Raw genomic sequence first — 20,631 nt, forward strand, 5'->3', positions numbered from 1 at the left:
TGGTCCCACCTGACCCCATGCCGAACTCAGAAGTGAAACGCCGTAGCGCCGATGGTAGTGTGGGGTCTCCCCATGTGAGAGTAGGGAACTGCCAGGCATCAAACAAGAAAAACCCCGTACCGTAAGGTACGGGGTTTTTTGCTTTGGGCGCGGAAAACATGCCGGATAGCGGCTTCCCCTTATCCGGCTTACAATTGTTAAAACAATTTTAACAATGGTGCCGCTTTGACTCGTCCCTTTGATTATCAACAAGATTTTGCCAATATTAATTTTCGCGAACATCCCGAACGGTATCAGGTGGGCCGGGGTGAGCAGGGCGTATTGATGGTCGAGCCTTATAAAAGCGAAATCCTTCCACACTGGCGTTATAAAAATGCTGAAGTCGCAGCGCGTTCGGCAGAAGAGATCTACGCCCTCTTTGAAGAGTACCGCAGGAATAACGATTTTGTAGGTATGGATATGGCGCGTAAATTCATACAGATGGGATACACCCGTGCCCGGCGATACGCCAATCATAAAGGCGGAAAAAAATATGATGAGAAGCGCCAGGTCAAACCCCTCGATCACGATCCAGTAAAAGCAGAGGCCGCTGCGGTATTCAAAACGTGGTGGGATAAAATTCGTGCCGATGAAGATTATTTGCAGCGAAAAAAGGCTCACCAGCAAGCGTGGGGATAATTACTACGTCCGCTAATAATTCGATACCTGATCGAGTTCACAAAATCCAATGAAACATATTGGAAACATTTTATTTACCTAACGATTCGTTTTAAATCCGGTTTTACTGTTTGTGGGCAATGGCCCGCAATGTGAGACAGGGGATTTTAAAATGACAGAAACCGTAGCCAGTGCAGATACGGATAACACAAATTTAGCAGGCAAGGATACTCGCCGTCGGGTTTGGGCAATTGTTGGAGCCTCATCGGGGAACCTTGTAGAGTGGTTTGATTTTTACGTCTATTCATTCTGTTCACTCTACTTTGCGCATATCTTTTTCCCATCAGGGAACACCACAACGCAGCTTCTGCAAACCGCAGGCGTTTTTGCCGCCGGGTTCCTGATGCGTCCCATTGGCGGATGGCTGTTCGGCAGGATCGCGGACAGGAAAGGGCGCAAGACATCCATGCTCATCTCCGTATGCATGATGTGCGTCGGCTCGCTGGTGATTGCCTGCCTTCCCGGATATGACACTATCGGAACATGGGCACCGGCGTTGCTGTTGCTGGCACGTCTGTTCCAGGGGCTGTCAGTGGGTGGCGAATACGGCACCAGCGCGACATACATGAGCGAAGTGGCTGTTGAAGGGCGCAAAGGTTTCTATGCATCATTCCAGTATGTAACCCTCATTGGCGGACAGCTACTGGCGTTACTGGTTGTGGTGATCCTTCAACAAATCCTTAGCGATGAAGATTTACGCGCCTGGGGCTGGCGCATACCGTTTGCCCTGGGGGCCGCCCTGGCGGTTGTGGCGCTGTGGTTACGCCGTCAGCTTGATGAAACCTCCCAACAGGAGGTCAGGGCGCTGAAAGAAGCCGGTTCGATGAAAGGGCTGTGGCGTAACCGCAAAGCATTTTTGATGGTACTAGGCTTTACCGCCGCAGGCTCGCTAAGCTTCTATACCTTCACCACCTATATGCAAAAATATCTGGTCAACACGACGGGCATGCATGCTAACGTTGCGAGTGTCGTCATGACGGTGGCGTTACTGGTCTTTATGCTCATCCAGCCGATTGTTGGCGCGCTGTCGGACAAAATAGGTCGCCGCACCTCCATGCTGATCTTTGGTGGCATGCTCACCCTGGGGACTGTTCCGCTTTTGACGGCGCTACAGCATACAACCTCTCCGTATGCCGCTTTCGCTTTGATTATGGTGGCACTTATTATTATTAGTTTTTACACGGCAATCAGTGGCATTTTGAAAGCGGAAATGTTTCCCGCACAGGTGAGGGCGCTGGGCGTAGGCCTCTCTTATGCGGTCGCTAACGCCCTGTTTGGCGGATCAGCAGAATATGTCGCGCTATCCCTAAAGTCATGGGGCAGTGAAACGACCTTCTTCTGGTATGTCACCATCATGGGGGCGCTGGCGTTTATTGTCTCCCTGATGCTGCATCGTAAAGGAAAAGGGATCCGCCTTTAATAATGCGCCATCTGCCAGACGGCGTAGCCGGTTGTTGCCCCGGCTACGTCCCAGGCAAAATCTTTCCAGCTCCAGCCGCTTCCCGAGGGGCGGCTATCCCAAAGTTCTTTTGATGCCCCCAGGCTGATGGAGAACATCAGGCCCATTGTGGCACTTCGATCCCGGCTATACCCCTGGTGCAGCGCATACTCATTACCCGCAGCGGACAACATTGCAGACGCCAGAAAGTGTTGAGCTTTATCCTGACCCGACCAGTTATCATTAGCCATATGGCTGCAACCGGTCAGGAAAAGAGGGATTATCAGGAAAGGCGTACGCATTAACAGACTCCATAAAAAAGCCCCGTCGATGACAGGGCTCGTGTATTACAGAATGCGGCTGATGAGGCGGTCGATACGGATCCGACGTAGACGGCGAATCAGCTTGCGAACTTTCACCGGATAATCAGCGATGCTTTGCAGATCGCGATAATGACGAACCACTGTGGTATGCGTGCGTATAAGCTCCAGCTCACGATCGCGTTTCGCGGCTAACGCATGCTGAGGATCATGAATAAGGATGGCGTTTTCCAGATCCAGACGCCAGGCGCGTGGGTTCAGGTTATTACCGGTCAGCAGCATCCACTCATCATCCACCCACATCCCTTTGAGGTGATAGCTGTTGTCTTCATCTTTCCAGAGACGCACAACCAGCTGGTCCGTGTTCACATAGTACTGTAAACGGCTCAGGAAGCGACGCAGGTTAATCTCATAGAGATAAGGCAGTGCGCCGATGATCTTGAAAGGCTGATCTTCCGGAATGAAAAAGTCATTTGCCGTTTTATCCCCGACAATGATTTCCACCTTTTTACCATCACGCAGCAGCTGAATGATATTACGCACCAGAACGGCGGGAAGGTTAAAGTAAGGGGTGCAGATGGTGAGCTTATGTTCAGCGCACGGCATCAAATGAAAGATGGTCTTGTTCAGCAGGCTGGATTTCCCCAGGCCTACCAGTGGCGTAACGGACAGTTCTTCATTACTGGCATCACCCTGAAAACGATAAACCGCATCGCGCAGTTCCTGGCGGAAGGAGCGAACGTCGTTTTTGATTTCCGGGCTTTTCGGACGATGAGGATCGTCAAGACGGTGCACACCCCGACCATGAACCAGGTTTTTATCAACCCAGTTGAACATGATGTCAGCCATCTGCGGATTGCGGATCAGATGGTAGCGATCGTAGCGGTATTTACCGAGCTGATGGAGATACACATCATTCAGGCTGGCGCCGCTATAAAGGACGCTGTCATCAATGATAAATCCTTTAAAATGAAGAACGCCAAGCGCTTCACGGGTATTCACCGGTACGCCATACACCGGGATATCAATACCCGGATTTTCCTGGGCCGTGCGGCAATACCAGTCAGCATTGGTATTCGAGGCAGCCGCACCAATACGGCCACGCTGAGCACGGTGCCAGTCAACCAGCACGCGAACATCCAGTTCCGGACGCTGACGTTTCGCTTCATAGAGCGCGTTCAGGATCGCACGCCCACCTTCATCTTGTTCAAGATAGAGCGCCACAATGCAAATACGTCGCGTAGCGCTGGCAATCTTTTCAAGAAGCGTCTCCCGGAAATGAGCGGGAGCATAAAAGAACTCTACATCATCAACTGACTGAGAAATCTTCGGTAGTTGAGCAAGGTGTTGTTGATGTTTATTACGCTTAAATTTTGACAACATCACAGTGCGTTTCTTCTCTGTTCATTGAAGGGTTGTCTGTACCAGGCAAACAACATAAGCGGACAATGATACCCCAGTGCCGGTAAAAGTGGGTAACATTTCCAGCAGCTTACTCTTGTTTATCCGTCGAAGTCAGGCTGAGGGACAGAGAGACAATGCCTTCATCCAGCTGGATATCAACGTCAAAACCGAGCTTCCGCGCCAGGGTCACCATACCCCGATTGTTTGGCATAGTAATGCCATTCAGGCGTGACAATCCGTGAGCGCGCGTATAACCAATAAGTTTTTCGAGCAGCCGTCTGCCCAACCCCAAACCCTTAAGATCGGAACGCACCAGTACGGCAAACTCCGCATCCACGTTATCCGGGTCGGAAATAGCGCGCGTCACGCCGAGGATCTCCTCTCCCGCTCCGGAACGGCGGACCGCCACAATCGCCATTTCTCGATCGTAGTCGATCTGGGTCATATTGGCTAAATCGTCATGGGTAAATTCATTGATTTCGCTGAAATAGCGATAGTACAAATCTTCCTTCGTCACCTGCGAGATGAACGCCCGCAGCAGCGGCTCGTCTTCCGGCAGGATAGGGCGAAACAGCGCCCGCTCCCCATTTTTCATCTCCACCCACTCTTCCAGATGAAGAGGATAAGGACGAATGGCGAGACGGCTTTCCGGGTCACCGATATAGGGCGCAATATCCAGCGTCACGTCCAGGGCGGTAAATTCATTTCCGGAGGCAAGAAGGGGGTGGATATCCAGGCGCTGGATCTCCGCACAGTCAACAATGAGGTTGGAGACCTTCACCAGAAACTGGCTTAATCCGGCGATATCAAGCGGCCGCAGAGCGCTTCTCCCGCGGATTTTTTTGCTTTTGATGGCCTGAATAATTAAATAACGCGCCAGGTTCATGTTCAGAGGGGGAAGCGCGACAACCGCCTGTTCTTCTGGCCGCCACTCAACGCCGCCTTCACCCAGCATAATGAGCGGACCAAAAACCGGATCGTGTTCGACAACCACGCGCAGCTCCTGCGCACCTGCACGGTTGGCCATGCTCTGCACCAGCAGGCCGTGGATCCTGGCCTGTGGCCACGTCATTTTTACGCGATCGATAATGGCATCCGCGGCCTGTTGTACTTCTGTCGCGGTGCGCAGATACAGCATGACGCCCTGCACATCCGATTTGTGCGGAATATCGGGAGAGCGCAGCTTCAGCGCGACCGGATAACCAATCTGCTCAGCAATATGTACCGCCTCAGCGCTGTCGCCGGCAATCCAGGTGGGCAGGGTTTGCATTCCATAACTGCCAAGAATGGGTTGTACCTCATGTGTGTCAAGAGAAGTGGCGCCCTCTTCGATGGCCTGCTGCAAAAGCCTGTGCACATCCACCGAATTTGCGGTGAGATTGCCCGGCAGGGCAGGCGTTTCACGCAGCTGCTTCTGGTTGCGGCGGTATTCAACCATATGCATAAACGCGGTAATGGTGCCCTCTGGGGTACGGTAGGTTGGCAACCCGGCTTCACTAAACAGACGCCGTGCCTCCTGCGAGGAGAATTCGCCGCACCAGTTGGTCAGCAGGGTAACGTATTTGCCGCGGGGATGGTTTCGGACCGCCTCAATCAGCGCACGCGCACTTTCGCTGCCTGGCGCAACCGCGCTGGGCGAATGGATAATCATCAGCGCATCAAAGTCCTGGCTATCCAGCAAAATCGTGATCGCCTTAATGTAACGATCGCTGCTGGCATCATCGCGCAAATCGAGGGGATTATCGGGAACAACGCTTCCCGGTAACGCATCCCGCAGGCGCTGGAGCGTCTCTTCACCCAGCGTGGCCAGCTTGCCGTTGCGTAGCCAGAGCTCGTCCAGCGCCAGGGCGGCGGGAGCTGCACCGTTGCTGACAATCATCAGCTTTTCACCGCGCAGGGGGCGCATGTGGCTTAACGTTTCGACGGCGGAAAAAAGCTCGTGCGTATCCTGTACCCGCAATAAACCGGCGCGCTGGATCGCTGCATCCCATGCGGGATCCATCCCGGAACGGGAATGTAGCAGGCGCTGAGCCGCGGGGCTGCGCCCGCTTTTGATGACCAGAATCGGTTTATTACGTGATGCGCTACGCGACGCCGACACAAAACGACGGGCGTCACTCAGGTGTTCAAGGTAGAGCAGGATAGCGCTGGTTTTGCTGTCACGCGCCAGGAAATCCAACAGCTCATCGACGTCAATGTCCAGGCTGTCGCCGAGGGCAATGAAATAGGAAAAGCCCATCTCACGCTGCTGCGCCCAGTCGAGGATGGTATTGGATACCGCAGCCGACTGCGAAATAAAGGCCAGTTTGCCTTTACGGATCGGAACCGGGGAAAAACTGGCATTCAGCCCTTGCCAGGGCGCAAGCAGACCGAGGCTATTTGGACCAAGAATGCGCATCTGGTAGCGGCTGGCGCAGGCCAGCAGTTCGGGCTGCTGTTCAGGAGGCGAGGAAAGAATAATGCAGGTTTTACAGCCTTTCTGACCGAGCGACTCAAGCAATTCGAGGTTTCGTTTCGCATGCGTACAGAGCACGGCGAGGTCGGGAACAAACGGTAAACTTTGCACGTCCGGCCACGCCAGCACCCCCTGTACCGCCTTATAAGCGGGCGTAACGGGCATGACCGGGCCGTTAAATCCGCCAGCCAGCAGATTGCGCATCATCAGATACCCTGCGCGGTCCGGTTTCATCGAGGCGCCAATAACGGCAATGGATTTCGGACGGAGTAGCGCTTCTAACCCTCTCTGGCTCATGCAGGCCTCCTGTGAATGCAAGCGACCTGATGATTTTAAACGCTTTCTGCCTCAGTTGCTGTGACACTACCCTTATGAACGGTTTTTCCCGCAAGATAACGTTCGCGGAAGCAGGAGAAGTGACTGCCCAGCGCGCCGGCCGCCTGGGTATCGCCCGCCAGATCCAGTAGCGCTATGGCGACTTCAGCGGTGCAATATTGACCGTCGGCATGCGCTTCACGCAAGCGATAGGCCGAAACACGCGACAGATCGACGGAAATCACCGGCAGCGCATCAAGATAAGGGCTTTTGCGAAACATCTTTCTTGCTTCGGTCCAGGTGCCGTCGAGCATAATAAACAGCGGCGGCTTACCGGATGGTGGCGCCGTAAGTACCTGACGTTGTTCGCCTGCATATGATGCCGGGAAAACGACCATGGGCTGATAGTCCGGGCTTGCCACCAGGTCGAGCAGAGCCTGAGGTGGCTCAGTGCGCGACCACTGAAACGCTGCGGTGTTGGGTAGAATATCGGCGATCAAACGCCCTGTGTTGCTGGGCTTCATCGGTTCGGTATCGAACATGACCAGACAAAAGCGGCTTTTCGCCTCGCTCGGCGCAAGCGTTTCGCACAGACACACTTTCAGCGGTAAAAGGCAGCGCTGGCAGCGGCGAATACGATTGCCTCGGGCCAGAAAAGGGCGGGTGGCGCGCGCAAGGCGCTCGGCGCGTAATTGAAGTACAGCGTTATCAGTCATGGGCGAAAAGGCAGGAAAAACCCCATTTTCGCAGAGGAGAGAACGGGGCACAAGATATGCCCCGCGAATGTTACAGGGATTCGTTTAACCAGCTGTCGAAAGGCGCTTTTGGTACTGCACCATTGAGCATGTCGATCACTTCACCATTTTTGAAAATCATAATGGTTGGAATGCTGCGAATGCGAAAACGGGCGCTGAGTTCACGTTCCGCTTCGGTATTCACTTTGACAAAACGCATTTTCCCGCTGCGCTCTTCAGCCACGTCTTCGAAGATGGGCGCAAAGTTACGGCAGGGGCCGCACCACGGTGCCCAGAAATCGACCACAACAGGCAGATCGTCCTTGAGGAGTTTGTCCAGCGTAGCACCCGTCGCGTTAATGACATCGCCATCAAATAATTCGTGGCCACAACGCCCGCATTTCGCACCGTCATCCATCCGATCGTCCGGAATGCGGTTTAAAGCCTGACAGTTGGCACATACGGTATTCATAACTAACCTCTGATAGAGCCGTGGAACAACGGCAGAACGCCGATAATGTTTCTGATATGTTACATATTATCAGTGAGCCTGTATGAAACGACAACGCGTTTTATTCAATGGGAACAATAGTCACAGGCTTTTGTACGAAATTATGGCTATGAGCTTGCACATCGGGTAATCTGCGCGCTTCGCGCAGCGCTGGTGGAGAAAAGCATGAACGACGAAATGAAAAACAAAAGCGGCAAGGTCAAAGTGATGTATGTCCGCAGTGATGATGACTCTGATAAACGCACCCAAAATCCGCGTACCGGAAAAGGTGGCGGGCGTCCGGCGTCTTCTCGTGCAGACGGTGGCCGTCGCCCCGCCCGCGATGACAGAAATAACCGCGGCGATGACCGCAAACGTGATGACCGTAAGCGTGACGATCGCAAACGCGATGATTTTGTCCGCGACGGTGGATCGCCATGGCGTACCGTTTCTCGCGCGCCCGGTGAAGAGACGACCGAAAAAGCCGATCACGGCGGTATCAGCGGAAAAAGCTTTATCGATCCGGAAGTGCTGCGTCGTCAGCGTGCGGAAGAGACCCGTGTCTACGGTGAGAACGCCTGTCAGGCCCTGTTCCAGAGCCGCCCGGAGTGTATCGTTCGTGCATGGTTTATCCAGAGCGTGACCCCGCGCTTTAAAGAAGCGCTGCGCTGGATGGCGGCGAACCGCAAAGCCTACCACGTGGTTGACGATGCCGAGTTGACAAAAGCGTCCGGTACAGAACACCACGGCGGCGTCTGCTTCCTGATCAAAAAACGTAACGGCACTACCGTGCAGCAGTGGGTTAGCCAGGCGGATGCCGATGACTGCGTGCTGGCGCTGGAAGATGTGGGTAACCCGCATAACCTGGGCGCTATGATGCGTAGCTGCGCGCACTTTGGCGTGAAAGGCGTTCTGTTGCAGGATGCCGCGCTGCTGGAATCCGGTGCGGCGATTCGTACTGCGGAAGGTGGTGCAGAGCACGTTCAGCCGATCACCGGCGACAGCGTGCTGGAAGCCCTGGAGCAATTCCGTAAAGCGGGCTACACCATTGTCACCACCTCAAGCCGTGCCGCTACGCCGTTGTTTAAAGCGACGTTGCCGCGCAAAATGGTGCTGGTGTTAGGTCAGGAGCGCGATGGTCTGTCTGATGCGGCACTCTCCAGCGCTGACCTGAGCGTCTCTATCGACGGCACTGGCAACGTTGAAAGCCTGAACGTATCCGTTGCGACCGGCGTGCTGCTGGCGGAATGGTGGCGTCAGAACAAGGCATAAGCCTTTTATGTGCCGGGCCTGACCCGGCACATTCAAACCCTACTCGCTCTCTGCCGGTAACACAGGCATCCAGTCAATCGGCTTTTCGCCACGCTTTTCCAGCCACTCATTCGTCAGAACAAAATGATTACTGCCAAAGAAACCACGATGCGCAGACAGCGGCGACGGGTGCGGCGCCTTCAGCACGTGATGACGCTGACGATCGATAATCGCCCCTTTCTTTTGGGCATGCGAACCCCAGAGTAAAAACACGACGCCTTCACGATGCTCATTGATCAGGCTGATAACCTTATCGGTAAAGGTTTCCCATCCCAGACTGGCGTGGGAGTGTGCCTGACCCGCCCGGACGGTTAATACGGTATTCAGCAACAGCACGCCCTGGCGCGCCCAGCTTTCCAGATAACCGTGATTAGGGCGGGTGAAACCCGGAATCGTTCCTTCCAGCTCTTTATACATATTCAACAGAGAAGGGGGGATGGCCACGCCCGGACGTACGGAAAATGCCAGTCCGTGAGCCTGCCCGGGGCCGTGGTATGGATCCTGCCCCAGGATAACCACCTTTACATCGCTCAGTTCGGTGTAGCGGAAGGCGTTAAACACATCTTTCTGCGGCGGATAAATTGTCTGGCCGGCCTGCCGTTCAGCCGCAACGGTACTGAGGGTATTTATAAAATAGGCCTGCTGCTTCTCTTCAGCCAGCACGTCATGCCAGGTTAAAGGTGTTGTCATCTCGCTCTCCTGCGAATCTCATTCTGTGTCTAGCTTACCTGTTAAACACCAATGAGCAAAATTACCCGCGGAAAAGCAGGCTAAGTGACTCAATTTATGTTGAAAACCAGGCAGGATAAGTTGAATTGGTAAACCTTTAAAATTGATCTAAAACAAAAAATACAGACCACACTCTTTGTGTGGTTGGTGGTTTTGTTGATTTAAATCAATAAATCACCCGGGGCTGAATGTTATATATACACACAACAAACAATGGTTTTACCAATTGGCCGCAAAAGGCCAGCATCAGTTAATGTAGCCTAAGGGAGGCAACACATGATTACAGGTATCCAGATTACTAAAGCTGCAAATGACGATCTGCTGAACTCTTTCTGGCTGCTGGACAGCGAGAAAAACGAAGCGCGCTGTGTAGTAGCGAAAGCAGGTTTTGCGGAAGACGAAATCGTTCCGGTGAGCAAACTGGGCGAAATTGAATACCGTGAAATTCCAATGCAAGTGCAGCCAGAAGTACGCGTGGAAGGTGGTCAGCACCTGAACGTTAACGTCCTGCGTCGCGAAACGCTGATGGATGCCGTTGAGCACCCGGAAAAATACCCGCAGCTGACCATCCGTGTGTCTGGCTATGCGGTGCGTTTCAACTCTCTGACCCCGGAACAGCAGCGCGACGTTATCGCGCGTACCTTTACTGAAAGCCTGTAAGGTTTCAGCTTTGGGGGTGGAATAAAAAAGCCGGGAATGTCCCGGCTTTTTTTTACTCTTCCGTTTTTGTCTCTGACGCAGCAGAGCTTGGCTTACGGCGCTTACCAATATTTTTGGTATCGCGGTGGCGCTGTTTAACGCGCGGCTTCTCTTTTTCTTTCTCTTTTCTCTCAGCACGTTTCGCGAGCGCTTTCTTGGACGGTTTACCCGTCATTTTTTCACTCGGCGCACGTGTGGTCGGACGAAGTCCGTCAATCACGCGAGCTTTCAGCGGCTCCTCAACGTAGCGGCCAATTTTCTGTAGCAGCAAATGGTCGTGCGCTTCTACCAGAGAGATAGCAATACCTTTGCGGCCCGCACGGCCGGTACGACCAATACGGTGCAGGTAAGTATCACCGCTGCGCGGCATATCAAAGTTGATCACGTGGCTCACGTCCGGGATGTCGATCCCGCGCGCGGCAACGTCGGTGGCAACCAGCACATTCACGCGGCCATCGGTCAGGCGCTTAATCCCTTCGGTACGCTTAACCTGCGCCATTTCACCTTCGAGATAGCAGTTGTTGATACCGGCATTGCGCAGCATTTCTGCCAGTTCATGCACGCGCTCACGTTTGCGTACGAATACGATGGTACGGGTTGCCTCTTCCTGCTTCAGCAGGTGTTTCAACAACTCAACCTTATGCTCAAGGTTATCTGCGCGGTAGTACCACTGGTGGATCTTCTTACGCTCACGGGTCGATGGCGTAGCGGACACTTCCACCGGATCTTCCAGCAGACGTTCGGCGAAATCTTTAATGGCATCCCCTTCAAGGGTTGCCGAGAACAGCATTGTCTGGTTACGCCAGCGCGTTTCACCCGCGATGTGTTCGATATCCTGGGCAAAGCCCATGTCCAGCATGCGGTCAGCTTCATCGAGAATCAGCGTTTCCACTGCGCGGCAGTCGAAGTTCTCTTCTTTTATGTATTGCAGCAGACGGCCTGTCGTCGCGACAACGATATCCTGGTTTTCGCTGAACACTTCGGCGTGGTTCATATACGCTACGCCGCCGGTGATGGTCGCGATATCCAGATGGGTGTTCGCCGCCAGCTCACGCGCGTGTTCGGCAACCTGCATCGCCAGTTCACGGGTCGGGGTCAGGATCAAAATGCGCGGCGGGCCTGATTTTTTACGCGGAAAGTCGAGCAAATGCTGCAACACAGGCAGCAAGTAGGCTGCTGTCTTCCCCGTGCCGGTTGGCGCAGAACCGAGCACATCGCGGCCCTCAAGCGCAGGCGGAATGGCCGCGGCCTGAATGGCGGTCGGGCGTGTAAAGCCTTTGCTCTCAAGGGCATTGAGCAGGCTTTCATCGAGTTCAAGTTCGGAAAAAGTCGTTACAGTCATGTTCTACCTCTGTGTGGGGCGCTGATTATAGACGTTACGGCTGTAATCTTCATCTGTTTGTATGGATATCGCTTTTCGACCACTTCGCTTTCCCCTATGCTACTCCAGTTTCACTCAGAAGGTTGCCCTGACATGTCTCAACTCAAAGCGCAGTTGCGCCGCGATGGTTTTACGTTTAAACAGTTTTTTGTGGCGCACGATCGTTGTGCGATGAAAGTCGGTACAGACGGTATTTTACTGGGGGCATGGGCTCCTGTCGCAGGTGTAAAACGCATTCTGGATATTGGTACGGGCAGCGGACTTCAGGCGCTGATGCTGGCGCAGCGAACGGAAGAACACGTCACGATCGATGCCGTTGAGCTTGATCCTCAGGCGGCCCGGCAGGCAAGTGAAAACGCTGCCGACTCTCCGTGGGCAGAACGCATCAGGGTAGAATGCGCCGATGTCCTGACCTGGGCGCCGGAGCAGACCGCGCGTTACGATTTGATTGTCAGCAATCCGCCATATTTCACGCCAGGCGTGGAATGTGGCACGCCGGAACGCGAGCAGGCACGTTACACCGGCTCGCTCGATCACAAGGCGCTACTGACCAGTTCGGCGGAGCTCATCTCGGAAGAGGGATTTTTCTGCGTGGTCTTGCCTGTAAGCACGGGTAATACCTTCATTGAGATCGCACATGAGATCGGCTGGAATCTGCGTCTTCGTACCGATATTTCGGATACGGAAGGACGCTTACCGCACCGCGTGTTGCTGGCACTCTCGCCGAAAGAGGGCGAGTGCTTTATCGACAGGATGGTCATTCGTGGGCCAGACCAGCGTTATTCCGAAGATTACACAGCTCTGACCCAGGCCTTTTATCTGTTTATGTGAACCTGCGGCGTCAACACCGACGGCCCGGACGTTTCAAGCGGTTCGGGATAGTCCAGCGTATAATGCAGGCCACGGCTCTCTTTGCGCATCATTGCACAGCGCACAATCAGCTCGGCAACCTGCACAAGGTTGCGCAGCTCCAGCAGATTATTAGAAACGCGGAAGTTGGCGTAATATTCATCGATTTCCTGCTGCAACATCATGATGCGGCGTAACGCGCGTTCCAGACGCTTCGTTGTACGTACAATCCCGACATAATCCCACATGAAAAGCCGCAGCTCGTGCCAGTTATGCTGGATTACCACCAGTTCGTCCGGGTTTTCTACCCGACTTTCATCCCATGCCGGCAAGTGTGTTGTCGGACGTGCATAGGGCATGCGTTTGGTAATATCTTCCGCAGCCGACCACCCATACACCAGACACTCCAGCAGCGAGTTTGAGGCCATGCGATTCGCACCATGCAGGCCGGTATAGCTGACCTCGCCGATCGCATACAAACCATCCACGTCGGTACGACCATGATCGTCAACCATCACCCCGCCACAGGTATAGTGGGCGGCAGGTACAATCGGCACCGGATCGCGGGTTAGATCAATACCCAGACTCAGCAGCTTTTCATAAATCATCGGGAAGTGCTGGCGAATAAAGTCTGCCGGTTTATGGCTAATGTCCAGATACATACAGTCCACGCCAAGCCGCTTCATCTCGTGGTCAATGGCGCGGGCCACGATATCCCGCGGTGCCAGTTCACCTCGGGGGTCGAAGTCCGGCATAAACCTGGAACCGTCCGGACGCTTCAGATACGCGCCTTCGCCACGCAACGCTTCAGTTAACAGGAAGTTACGCGCCTGCGGGTGGAACAGGGCGGTAGGATGGAACTGGTTAAACTCCAGATTCGCCACGCGGCAACCTGCGCGCCAGGCCATGGCGATACCGTCTCCGGAGGCGATATCCGGGTTAGTCGTGTACTGGTAAACCTTGGAGGCGCCGCCGGTGGCCAGCACAACGGCTTTTGCCTGGCAGGTTTCCACCTTCTCTTTATTCCGATTCCACACCCATGCGCCGACAACACGGCGCGTGCCGGGCAGGCCAATTTTATCGGAAATAATCAGGTCGACGGCGTTGCTGCGCTCCAGTACCCGAATATTGGGATGGCTGAGGGCTTTGCTGACCAGCGTGGTTTCAACCGCTTTTCCGGTTGCATCAGCAGCGTGCAGAATACGGCGGTGGCTGTGCCCGCCTTCACGGGTCAGGTGATAGCTCTCTTCACCATTAGGCTGAACCTGCGTATCAAACAGCACGCCCTGATCGATAAGCCATTGCACGCAGTGGCGGGCATTGCTGGCGACAAACTCTGCGGCATGCTTATCCACAATCCCGGCGCCGGCAATCAGGGTGTCTTCTACATGCGAGGCAATGCTATCCGTTTCATCAAACACCGCGGCAATACCGCCTTGTGCATAGAAGGTGGAACCTTCGCTCATCGGCCCTTTACTCAGCACGATTACGTTCTGATGTTCCGCCAGGCGCAGTGCGAGGGAGAGGCCGGCAGCACCGCTGCCAATGATCAGTACATCACAATGAAGTTCAGGCGTCGTGTTCATGATGTTTGTTTAATTTACTAAACATGGTGTGGGGAGAATAGCATTGCGATGCGAGATATCGCACGTTTTTTTTGAGGTGTGTTGCAATGACTAAACGGAATCCCGGAAGATAAATCTGCGCTAAATGGCCGGAAATATTTTGCGAAGCAGATCGTTAGCTTCAGATTTTGTGGTGAAATAAAGCCTGTGTTGCGTTACTCTTCTGACGATAAAGTTAATGATTCTTGTTAGAAAGCGGGTGCGTATCGTGAACAGACTTATAATGAGAGAAAATGAATGGTCTGCGGCGCGATGAACAAAAACAAAGGCGTTACGGAACTTATTGAAGAACAGACACTCTAATTCGGTGCTTGCTCAAAGTGCAATGTTGTTAGAGTGGCGTTTCGATAACGCGTGGAATTTGGTTTGGGGAGACATTACCTCGGATGAGCGAGCAGTTAACGGACCAGGTCCTGGTTGAACGGGTCCAGAAGGGAGATCAGAAAGCTTTTAACCTACTGGTGGTGCGCTACCAGCATAAGGTAGCGAGTCTGGTTTCCCGCTATGTACCGTCAGGCGATGTTCCTGATGTTGTACAAGAGTCTTTTATTAAGGCCTATCGCGCGCTGGATTCATTCCGGGGGGATAGTGCTTTTTATACCTGGCTGTATCGTATTGCAGTCAATACGGCTAAGAATTATTTGGTTGCTCAGGGCCGGCGTCCGCCTTCAAGTGATGTTGACGCTATCGACGCAGAAAACTTCGAAAGTGGCGGCGCGCTGAAAGAAATTTCGAACCCTGAGAACTTAATGTTGTCAGAAGAACTGAGACAAATCGTTTTTCGCACGATCGAGTCGCTCCCGGAAGATTTACGCATGGCAATTACGTTACGGGAGCTGGATGGCCTAAGCTATGAAGAGATAGCCGCCATCATGGATTGTCCGGTCGGCACGGTTCGTTCACGAATTTTCCGTGCGCGAGAAGCCATTGATAATAAAGTTCAACCGCTTATCAGGCGTTGACGATAGCGGGATACTGGAAAAGGTATTAGGCATGCAGAAAGAAAAACTTTCCGCTTTAATGGATGGTGAAACGCTGGATAATGAGCTGCTCGATGAGTTGTCTCATTCTCCCGAAATGCAACAGACCTGGGAGAGCTATCATCTTATCCGCGACACGCTGCGCGGTGATACCAGTGAGGTTCTCCATTTCGATATCTCAGCACGCGTTATGGCGGCCATTGAGAACGAACCTGTTCATCAGACCACGCCGCTGATTCCTGAAGCGCAGCCTGCACCTCACCAGTGGCAGAAAATGCCGTTCTGGCACAAGGTGCGTCCATGGGCCAGCCAGCTCACCCAGATGGGGGTCGCTGCGTGCGTATCGCTTGCAGTTATCGTTGGGGTCCAGCACTATAACACTCAGTCTGAAGCCAATCAGCAACCTGAAGCGCCAGTGTTTAATACGCTGCCGATGATGGGTAAAGCCAGCCCGGTTAGCCTGGGCGTACCGGCAGATGCCTCCGCAAGCGGCGGACAGCAACAGCAGGTACAGGAGCAGCGCCGTCGCATTAATGCGATGTTGCAGGATTACGAGTTGCAGCGCCGTCTGCACTCCGAGCAGCTTCAGTTTGAGCAGGCCCAAACCCAGCAGGCTGCTGTGCAGGTGCCAGGAAACCAAACTTTAGGAACGCAATCGCAGTAATGAAGCAACTTTGGTTCGCCATGTCTTTGATGGCGGGTAGCCTGTTCTTCTCTGCTAACGCCTCGGCTGATGTTTCATCCGGGGCGTTGTTGCAGCAAATGAATCTGGCCAGCCAGTCACTCAATTACGAGTTGGCATTTATCAGCATCAATAAGCAGGGTGTCGAATCGTTACGCTATCGCCACGCCCGCCTTGATAACCAGCCGCTCGCCCAGCTTTTACAGATGGATGGCCCGCGTCGGGAAGTGGTCCAGCGTGGGAACGAAATCAGCTATTTCGAGCCTGGCCTTGAGCCGTTTACGCTCAATGGTGACTACATCGTTGACTCCCTGCCGTCGCTCATTTACACCGATTTTAAACGTCTCGCCCCCTACTATGATTTTATCTCGGTGGGGCGAACGCGTATTGCCGACAGGCTGTGCGAAGTGATCCGCGTTGTTGCGCGGGATGGGACGCGTTACAGCTATATCGTCTGGATTGACGCAGAGACGAAGCTGCCGATGCGCGTTGATCTGCTCGATCGCGACGGTGAAACGCTGGAGCAGTTCCGTGTGATCTCCTTTGACGTAAACAGTCAGGTCGGCAACAGCATGCAGAATCTGGCCAAAGCCAGCCTGCCGCCTTTGCTTTCCGTGCCTGCCGGCGATTCTGTCAATTTTAACTGGGTACCATCCTGGATCCCGCAAGGGTTCAGCGAAGTTTCCAGCAGTCGTCGCCAGCTGCCCACTATCGAAACTCCGGTTGAGTCGCGACTCTATTCCGATGGGCTGTTTAGCTTCTCGGTGAATATCAATCGCGCTACGGCGAACAGTTCCGAACAGATGCTCCGTACCGGTCGCCGGACGGTCAGCACGACGGTGCGCGATAATGCGGAAATTACCATTGTCGGTGAATTACCGCCGCCAACGGCAAAACGTATTTCAGACAGCATTAAATTCAGGGCTGCGCAATGATTAAAGAGTGGGCCACGGTCGTATCCTGGCAGGATGGCGTAGCGCTTGTTAGCTGTGACGTTAAAGCATCATGCAGCAGTTGCGCTTCGCGAGCCGGTTGCGGCAGCCGCGTGTTGAATAAGCTGGGGCCGCAAACGTCGCACACTATTACTGTGCCGAGCGCTCAGCCGCTGGTGGCAGGGCAAAAAGTGGAGCTCGGCATCGCTGAAGGTAGCCTGCTCACTTCCGCCATGCTGGTTTACCTTTCTCCGCTCGCAGGCCTGTTCGTGATGGGCGGGGTTTTCCAGATGCTGTTCGGCACAGATTTGGCCGCCATGTGCGGGGCTGCGTTGGGCGGCGTGGGCGGGTTCTGGCTTGCTAAAGGCGTTTCCCCAAGGCTTGCCGCCCGGGAAGCGTGGCAGCCCGTTATCCTCAGCGTTGCACTGGCACCCGACCAACTTCGTGTTGAGACGCTCTCTTCTGAGGCCCGGTGATCTGCCGGGCTTTATTATTATTTACATCGCCATAAAGAAAACGCCGTCTCTTCGCGCTATACCTGGCTCTAAGTGCAGTTCCAGCTGACGAGGATGTAGTGTAGAATGCTGCGTTTTCGCACTGAAAAACGTCAGGCTAAGAACAGCGGCCTCCAGGAATTCGTAAGGCATAATTATTTAACTATATGAAGAACATACGTAACTTTTCGATCATTGCTCACATTGACCACGGTAAGTCGACGCTGTCTGACCGTATTATCCAGATTTGCGGTGGCCTGTCTGATCGTGAAATGGCAGCCCAGGTTCTGGACTCCATGGACCTGGAACGCGAACGCGGTATTACCATCAAAGCGCAGAGCGTGACGCTCGACTATAAAGCTTCCGATGGTGAAACCTATCAACTGAACTTTATCGACACCCCAGGGCACGTTGACTTCTCTTATGAAGTGTCACGCTCGCTGGCGGCCTGCGAAGGCGCGCTGCTGGTGGTGGATGCCGGACAGGGCGTAGAGGCCCAGACGCTGGCAAACTGCTACACCGCCATGGAAATGGATCTCGAAGTGGTGCCAGTTCTGAATAAAATCGACCTGCCAGCCGCCGATCCTGAGCGCGTAGCGGAAGAGATTGAAGACATCGTCGGTATTGATGCGACCGATGCTGTGCGCTGCTCGGCGAAAACCGGCGTCGGTGTTCCGGATGTACTGGAACGTCTGGTGCGTGATATTCCGCCGCCGGAAGGTGACCCGGATGCGCCGCTACAGGCGCTGATCATCGACTCCTGGTTTGATAACTACCTCGGCGTTGTTTCGCTGGTGCGTATTAAAAACGGCACCATGCGTAAAGGCGACAAAATCAAGGTCATGAGCACCGGCCAGGTCTACAACGCTGACCGTCTGGGCATCTTCACGCCAAAACAGGTTGACCGTACCGAGCTGAAATGCGGCGAAGTGGGCTGGCTGGTCTGTGCCATTAAAGACATCCTCGGCGCGCCGGTGGGTGATACCCTGACCGGTGCACGTAACCCGGCAGATAAAGCGCTGCCAGGCTTCAAAAAGGTGAAACCGCAGGTTTATGCGGGTCTGTTCCCGGTCAGCTCTGACGATTACGAAAACTTCCGCGATGCGCTCGGAAAGCTGAGCCTCAACGATGCCTCCCTGTTCTACGAGCCAGAAAGCTCAACGGCGCTGGGCTTCGGCTTCCGCTGTGGCTTCCTCGGTCTGCTGCACATGGAGATCATTCAGGAACGTCTGGAGCGTGAATACGATCTGGATCTGATCACCACCGCCCCGACGGTTGTCTACGAAGTAGAAACCACGTCGAAAGAGGTGATCTACGTCGACAGCCCGTCCAAGCTCCCGCCGCTGAATAATATTCAGGAACTGCGCGAGCCTATCGCAGAGTGTCACATGCTGCTGCCGCAGGAGTTCCTCGGCAACGTGATCACCCTGTGTATTGAGAAGCGTGGCGTGCAGACCAACATGGTTTACCACGGTAACCAGGTGGCGCTGACCTATGAAATTCCGATGGCGGAAGTAGTGCTCGACTTCTTCGACCGTCTGAAGTCTACCTCCCGTGGCTATGCGTCGCTGGACTACAACTTCAAACGCTTCCAGGCCTCGAACATGGTTCGCGTGGATGTACTGATCAACGGCGAGCGTGTTGATGCCCTGGCGCTGATCACCCACAACGATAACGCACCGTACCGTGGTCGTGAGCTGGTTGAGAAGATGAAAGATCTCATCCCGCGTCAGCAGTTTGACATTGCGATTCAGGCGGCCATTGGTAACCACATCATTGCCCGTTCAACCGTGAAGCAGCTGCGTAAAAACGTTCTGGCTAAGTGCTATGGCGGCGACGTCAGCCGTAAGAAAAAGCTGTTGCAGAAGCAGAAAGAAGGTAAGAAGCGTATGAAGCAGGTCGGTAACGTTGAGCTGCCGCAGGAAGCATTCCTTGCCATCCTTCATGTTGGTAAAGACGGTAACGGTAAATAACCTTAAGGAGTTGGCATGGCGAACATGTTTGCCCTGATCCTGGTCATCGCTACCCTGGTGACAGGTCTGTTGTGGTGTCTGGATAAGTTTATCTTCGCCCCAAAACGCCGTGAACGTCAGGCTGCCGCGCAGGCAGCCACGGGCGATGCGCTGGACGCGAAAACCCTGAAAAAAGTCGGCCCAAAACCGGGCTGGCTGGAAACAGGGGCATCGGTATTCCCGGTGCTGGCGATTGTGCTGGTGGTGCGTTCTTTTATCTATGAACCGTTCCAGATCCCGTCAGGATCGATGATGCCAACGCTGCTGATCGGTGATTTCATTCTGGTTGAGAAGTTTGCCTATGGCATCAAAGATCCGATCTACCAGAAAACGCTGATCGAAACGGGTCATCCGAAACGTGGCGACATCGTGGTGTTTAAATATCCGGAAGATCCACGGCTGGATTATATTAAACGCGCGGTAGGTCTGCCGGGCGATAAAGTAACCTACGATCCGGTGGCGAAAGAGGTGACCATTCAGCCAGGCTGTAGCTCTGGAACTGCATGTGAAAATGCGCTGCCAGTCACTTACTCCAACGTTGAGCCAAGTGATTTTGTGCAGACCTTTGCCCGCCGTAACGGCGGTGAAGCGACCAGCGGATTCTTCCAGGTGCCAAAAGGTGAAACCAAAGAGAACGGTATTCGTCTGGTTGAACGGAAAGAGACGCTGGGCGATGTCACTCACCGCATTCTGACCGTGCCAATCGCACAGGATCAACTGGCAATGTACTACCAGCAGCCAGGCCAACAGCTGGCGACCTGGATTGTGCCACCGGGACACTACTTCATGATGGGTGACAACCGCGATAACTCTGCGGACAGCCGTTACTGGGGCTTTGTGCCGGAAGCGAATCTGGTCGGTAAAGCAACCGCTATCTGGATGAGTTTTGAGAAGCAGGAAGGCGAGTGGCCGACCGGCGTTCGCCTGAATCGTATTGGCGGAATTCATTAATTTTCGTCAAAAATAACACGTAGCGGCTTTTATTCGCCGCTACGTGAATTATTTCAGCGATAAATCTCTTTGAACTAACGACATCCCCTGTCGTTGTGTATAGAATATTCCCC

At 53.9% G+C, this 20,631-nt stretch carries 19 protein-coding genes and 1 rRNA gene; 12 read left to right on the forward strand and 8 right to left on the reverse strand.

Annotated features, from left to right (window positions below; all coding sequences use genetic code 11):
* The 3 genes from rrf to ACOTXD_RS03090 form a co-directional block, all read left to right on the forward strand.
* Positions 1-97 (forward strand): 5S ribosomal RNA (gene rrf / locus ACOTXD_RS03080); the annotation flags it as partial.
* A 128-nt stretch (positions 98-225) separates the two neighbouring features.
* On the forward strand, positions 226-678 hold the full coding sequence (locus ACOTXD_RS03085; protein WP_006811623.1) for a DUF4385 domain-containing protein: 453 nt from the start codon (positions 226-228) through the stop codon (positions 676-678).
* A gap of 151 nt (positions 679-829) precedes the next feature.
* A complete protein-coding gene (locus tag ACOTXD_RS03090; RefSeq protein ID WP_048208219.1) occupies positions 830-2,137 on the forward strand; it encodes an MFS family transporter in 1,308 nt (435 codons plus the stop codon).
* Here the strand turns inward: ACOTXD_RS03090 and ACOTXD_RS03095 are convergent.
* From ACOTXD_RS03095 to trxC, 5 genes are all read right to left on the reverse strand, one after another.
* A complete protein-coding gene (locus ACOTXD_RS03095; protein ID WP_003860739.1) occupies positions 2,134-2,457 on the reverse strand; it encodes a YfiM family lipoprotein in 324 nt (107 codons plus the stop codon). The genes ACOTXD_RS03090 and ACOTXD_RS03095 overlap by 4 nt on opposite strands.
* Positions 2,458-2,502: 45 nt before the next feature.
* Entirely contained in the window at positions 2,503-3,858 is a 1,356-nt protein-coding gene (gene pssA / locus ACOTXD_RS03100) for a CDP-diacylglycerol--serine O-phosphatidyltransferase (RefSeq protein WP_023314682.1), read from the reverse strand.
* Positions 3,859-3,967: 109 nt separating this feature from the next.
* On the reverse strand, positions 3,968-6,631 hold the full coding sequence (locus ACOTXD_RS03105; protein ID WP_003860736.1) for a bifunctional acetate--CoA ligase family protein/GNAT family N-acetyltransferase: 2,664 nt from the start codon (positions 6,629-6,631) through the stop codon (positions 3,968-3,970).
* A 35-nt stretch (positions 6,632-6,666) separates the two neighbouring features.
* Positions 6,667-7,365 carry a tRNA-uridine aminocarboxypropyltransferase gene (tapT, locus tag ACOTXD_RS03110; protein WP_003860734.1) on the reverse strand — a complete coding sequence of 233 codons (699 nt, stop codon included), beginning with the start codon at positions 7,363-7,365 and terminating at the stop codon, positions 6,667-6,669.
* A 70-nt stretch (positions 7,366-7,435) separates the two neighbouring features.
* Entirely contained in the window at positions 7,436-7,855 is a 420-nt protein-coding gene (gene trxC / locus ACOTXD_RS03115; protein ID WP_003860733.1) for a thioredoxin TrxC, read from the reverse strand.
* 204 nt (positions 7,856-8,059) lie between these two features.
* Here trxC and ACOTXD_RS03120 point away from each other — a divergent pair, with 204 nt between their 5' ends.
* On the forward strand, positions 8,060-9,145 hold the full coding sequence (locus ACOTXD_RS03120; RefSeq protein ID WP_022651671.1) for a tRNA/rRNA methyltransferase: 1,086 nt from the start codon (positions 8,060-8,062) through the stop codon (positions 9,143-9,145).
* A gap of 39 nt (positions 9,146-9,184) precedes the next feature.
* On the opposite strand, the gene ung is transcribed toward ACOTXD_RS03120, so the two are convergent.
* Positions 9,185-9,874 (reverse strand): uracil-DNA glycosylase, encoded by a 690-nt coding sequence (gene ung / locus ACOTXD_RS03125; protein WP_045349762.1) that lies wholly within the window; start codon positions 9,872-9,874, stop codon positions 9,185-9,187.
* Positions 9,875-10,189: 315 nt separating this feature from the next.
* Between ung and grcA the strand changes: the two genes are divergently transcribed.
* Positions 10,190-10,573, forward strand: coding sequence for an autonomous glycyl radical cofactor GrcA (gene grcA / locus ACOTXD_RS03130; protein WP_003860727.1), 384 nt, complete (start codon positions 10,190-10,192; stop codon positions 10,571-10,573).
* A gap of 52 nt (positions 10,574-10,625) precedes the next feature.
* On the opposite strand, the gene srmB is transcribed toward grcA, so the two are convergent.
* Positions 10,626-11,954 carry an ATP-dependent RNA helicase SrmB gene (gene srmB / locus ACOTXD_RS03135; protein WP_003860725.1) on the reverse strand — a complete coding sequence of 443 codons (1,329 nt, stop codon included), beginning with the start codon at positions 11,952-11,954 and terminating at the stop codon, positions 10,626-10,628.
* A gap of 132 nt (positions 11,955-12,086) precedes the next feature.
* On the opposite strand from srmB, the gene trmN reads away from it, so the two are divergent.
* Complete coding sequence (trmN, locus tag ACOTXD_RS03140) at positions 12,087-12,824, forward strand: tRNA(1)(Val) (adenine(37)-N(6))-methyltransferase TrmN (RefSeq protein ID WP_045894642.1); 738 nt, start codon at positions 12,087-12,089, stop codon at positions 12,822-12,824.
* Here the strand turns inward: trmN and nadB are convergent.
* Complete coding sequence (gene nadB / locus ACOTXD_RS03145; RefSeq protein ID WP_045894643.1) at positions 12,809-14,428, reverse strand: L-aspartate oxidase; 1,620 nt, start codon at positions 14,426-14,428, stop codon at positions 12,809-12,811. The genes trmN and nadB overlap by 16 nt on opposite strands.
* Positions 14,429-14,853: 425 nt before the next feature.
* On the opposite strand from nadB, the gene rpoE reads away from it, so the two are divergent.
* The 6 genes from rpoE to lepB all read left to right on the forward strand — a co-directional run bounded on the left by rpoE (position 14,854) and on the right by lepB (position 20,518).
* Positions 14,854-15,429 (forward strand): RNA polymerase sigma factor RpoE, encoded by a 576-nt coding sequence (rpoE, locus tag ACOTXD_RS03150; protein ID WP_006176728.1) that lies wholly within the window; start codon positions 14,854-14,856, stop codon positions 15,427-15,429.
* Between the two features lie 31 nt (positions 15,430-15,460).
* Entirely contained in the window at positions 15,461-16,111 is a 651-nt protein-coding gene (gene rseA, locus ACOTXD_RS03155; RefSeq protein ID WP_003860719.1) for an anti-sigma-E factor RseA, read from the forward strand.
* Positions 16,111-17,064: a sigma-E factor regulatory protein RseB gene (rseB, locus tag ACOTXD_RS03160; RefSeq protein WP_003860717.1), complete on the forward strand. Its 954-nt coding sequence runs from the start codon at positions 16,111-16,113 to the stop codon at positions 17,062-17,064. The genes rseA and rseB overlap by 1 nt, the downstream gene beginning before the upstream one ends.
* The gene (gene rseC / locus ACOTXD_RS03165) at positions 17,061-17,537 is read left to right on the forward strand and encodes a SoxR-reducing system protein RseC (protein WP_003860716.1); all 477 of its coding nucleotides are present in this window, start codon (positions 17,061-17,063) and stop codon (positions 17,535-17,537) included. The genes rseB and rseC overlap by 4 nt, the downstream gene beginning before the upstream one ends.
* A 185-nt stretch (positions 17,538-17,722) precedes the next feature.
* The gene (lepA, locus tag ACOTXD_RS03170; RefSeq protein ID WP_003860714.1) at positions 17,723-19,528 is read left to right on the forward strand and encodes a translation elongation factor 4; all 1,806 of its coding nucleotides are present in this window, start codon (positions 17,723-17,725) and stop codon (positions 19,526-19,528) included.
* Positions 19,529-19,543: 15 nt separating this feature from the next.
* Complete coding sequence (gene lepB / locus ACOTXD_RS03175) at positions 19,544-20,518, forward strand: signal peptidase I (protein WP_003860712.1); 975 nt, start codon at positions 19,544-19,546, stop codon at positions 20,516-20,518.
* Positions 20,519-20,631: the final 113 nt, after the last annotated feature.

This window comes from Enterobacter cloacae complex sp. CDL013 (genome assembly GCF_049238805.1).
Classification (GTDB): Bacteria; Pseudomonadota; Gammaproteobacteria; order Enterobacterales; family Enterobacteriaceae; genus Enterobacter; species Enterobacter hormaechei_C.

Coding starts and splice junctions, on each gene's coding strand:
- rseC (WP_003860716.1), top strand. CDS start 17,061: ATGATTAAAGAGTGGGCCACGGTCGTATCCTGGCAGGATGGCGTAGCG.
- ACOTXD_RS03095 (WP_003860739.1), bottom strand. CDS start 2,457: ATGCGTACGCCTTTCCTGATAATCCCTCTTTTCCTGACCGGTTGCAGC.
- pssA (WP_023314682.1), bottom strand. CDS start 3,858: ATGTTGTCAAAATTTAAGCGTAATAAACATCAACAACACCTTGCTCAA.
- ACOTXD_RS03120 (WP_022651671.1), top strand. CDS start 8,060: ATGAACGACGAAATGAAAAACAAAAGCGGCAAGGTCAAAGTGATGTAT.
- nadB (WP_045894643.1), bottom strand. CDS start 14,428: ATGAACACGACGCCTGAACTTCATTGTGATGTACTGATCATTGGCAGC.
- rpoE (WP_006176728.1), top strand. CDS start 14,854: ATGAGCGAGCAGTTAACGGACCAGGTCCTGGTTGAACGGGTCCAGAAG.
- rseA (WP_003860719.1), top strand. CDS start 15,461: ATGCAGAAAGAAAAACTTTCCGCTTTAATGGATGGTGAAACGCTGGAT.
- trmN (WP_045894642.1), top strand. CDS start 12,087: ATGTCTCAACTCAAAGCGCAGTTGCGCCGCGATGGTTTTACGTTTAAA.
- ACOTXD_RS03105 (WP_003860736.1), bottom strand. CDS start 6,631: ATGAGCCAGAGAGGGTTAGAAGCGCTACTCCGTCCGAAATCCATTGCC.
- grcA (WP_003860727.1), top strand. CDS start 10,190: ATGATTACAGGTATCCAGATTACTAAAGCTGCAAATGACGATCTGCTG.
- lepB (WP_003860712.1), top strand. CDS start 19,544: ATGGCGAACATGTTTGCCCTGATCCTGGTCATCGCTACCCTGGTGACA.
- lepA (WP_003860714.1), top strand. CDS start 17,723: ATGAAGAACATACGTAACTTTTCGATCATTGCTCACATTGACCACGGT.
- srmB (WP_003860725.1), bottom strand. CDS start 11,954: ATGACTGTAACGACTTTTTCCGAACTTGAACTCGATGAAAGCCTGCTC.
- tapT (WP_003860734.1), bottom strand. CDS start 7,365: ATGACTGATAACGCTGTACTTCAATTACGCGCCGAGCGCCTTGCGCGC.
- rseB (WP_003860717.1), top strand. CDS start 16,111: ATGAAGCAACTTTGGTTCGCCATGTCTTTGATGGCGGGTAGCCTGTTC.
- trxC (WP_003860733.1), bottom strand. CDS start 7,855: ATGAATACCGTATGTGCCAACTGTCAGGCTTTAAACCGCATTCCGGAC.
- ACOTXD_RS03090 (WP_048208219.1), top strand. CDS start 830: ATGACAGAAACCGTAGCCAGTGCAGATACGGATAACACAAATTTAGCA.
- ung (WP_045349762.1), bottom strand. CDS start 9,874: ATGACAACACCTTTAACCTGGCATGACGTGCTGGCTGAAGAGAAGCAG.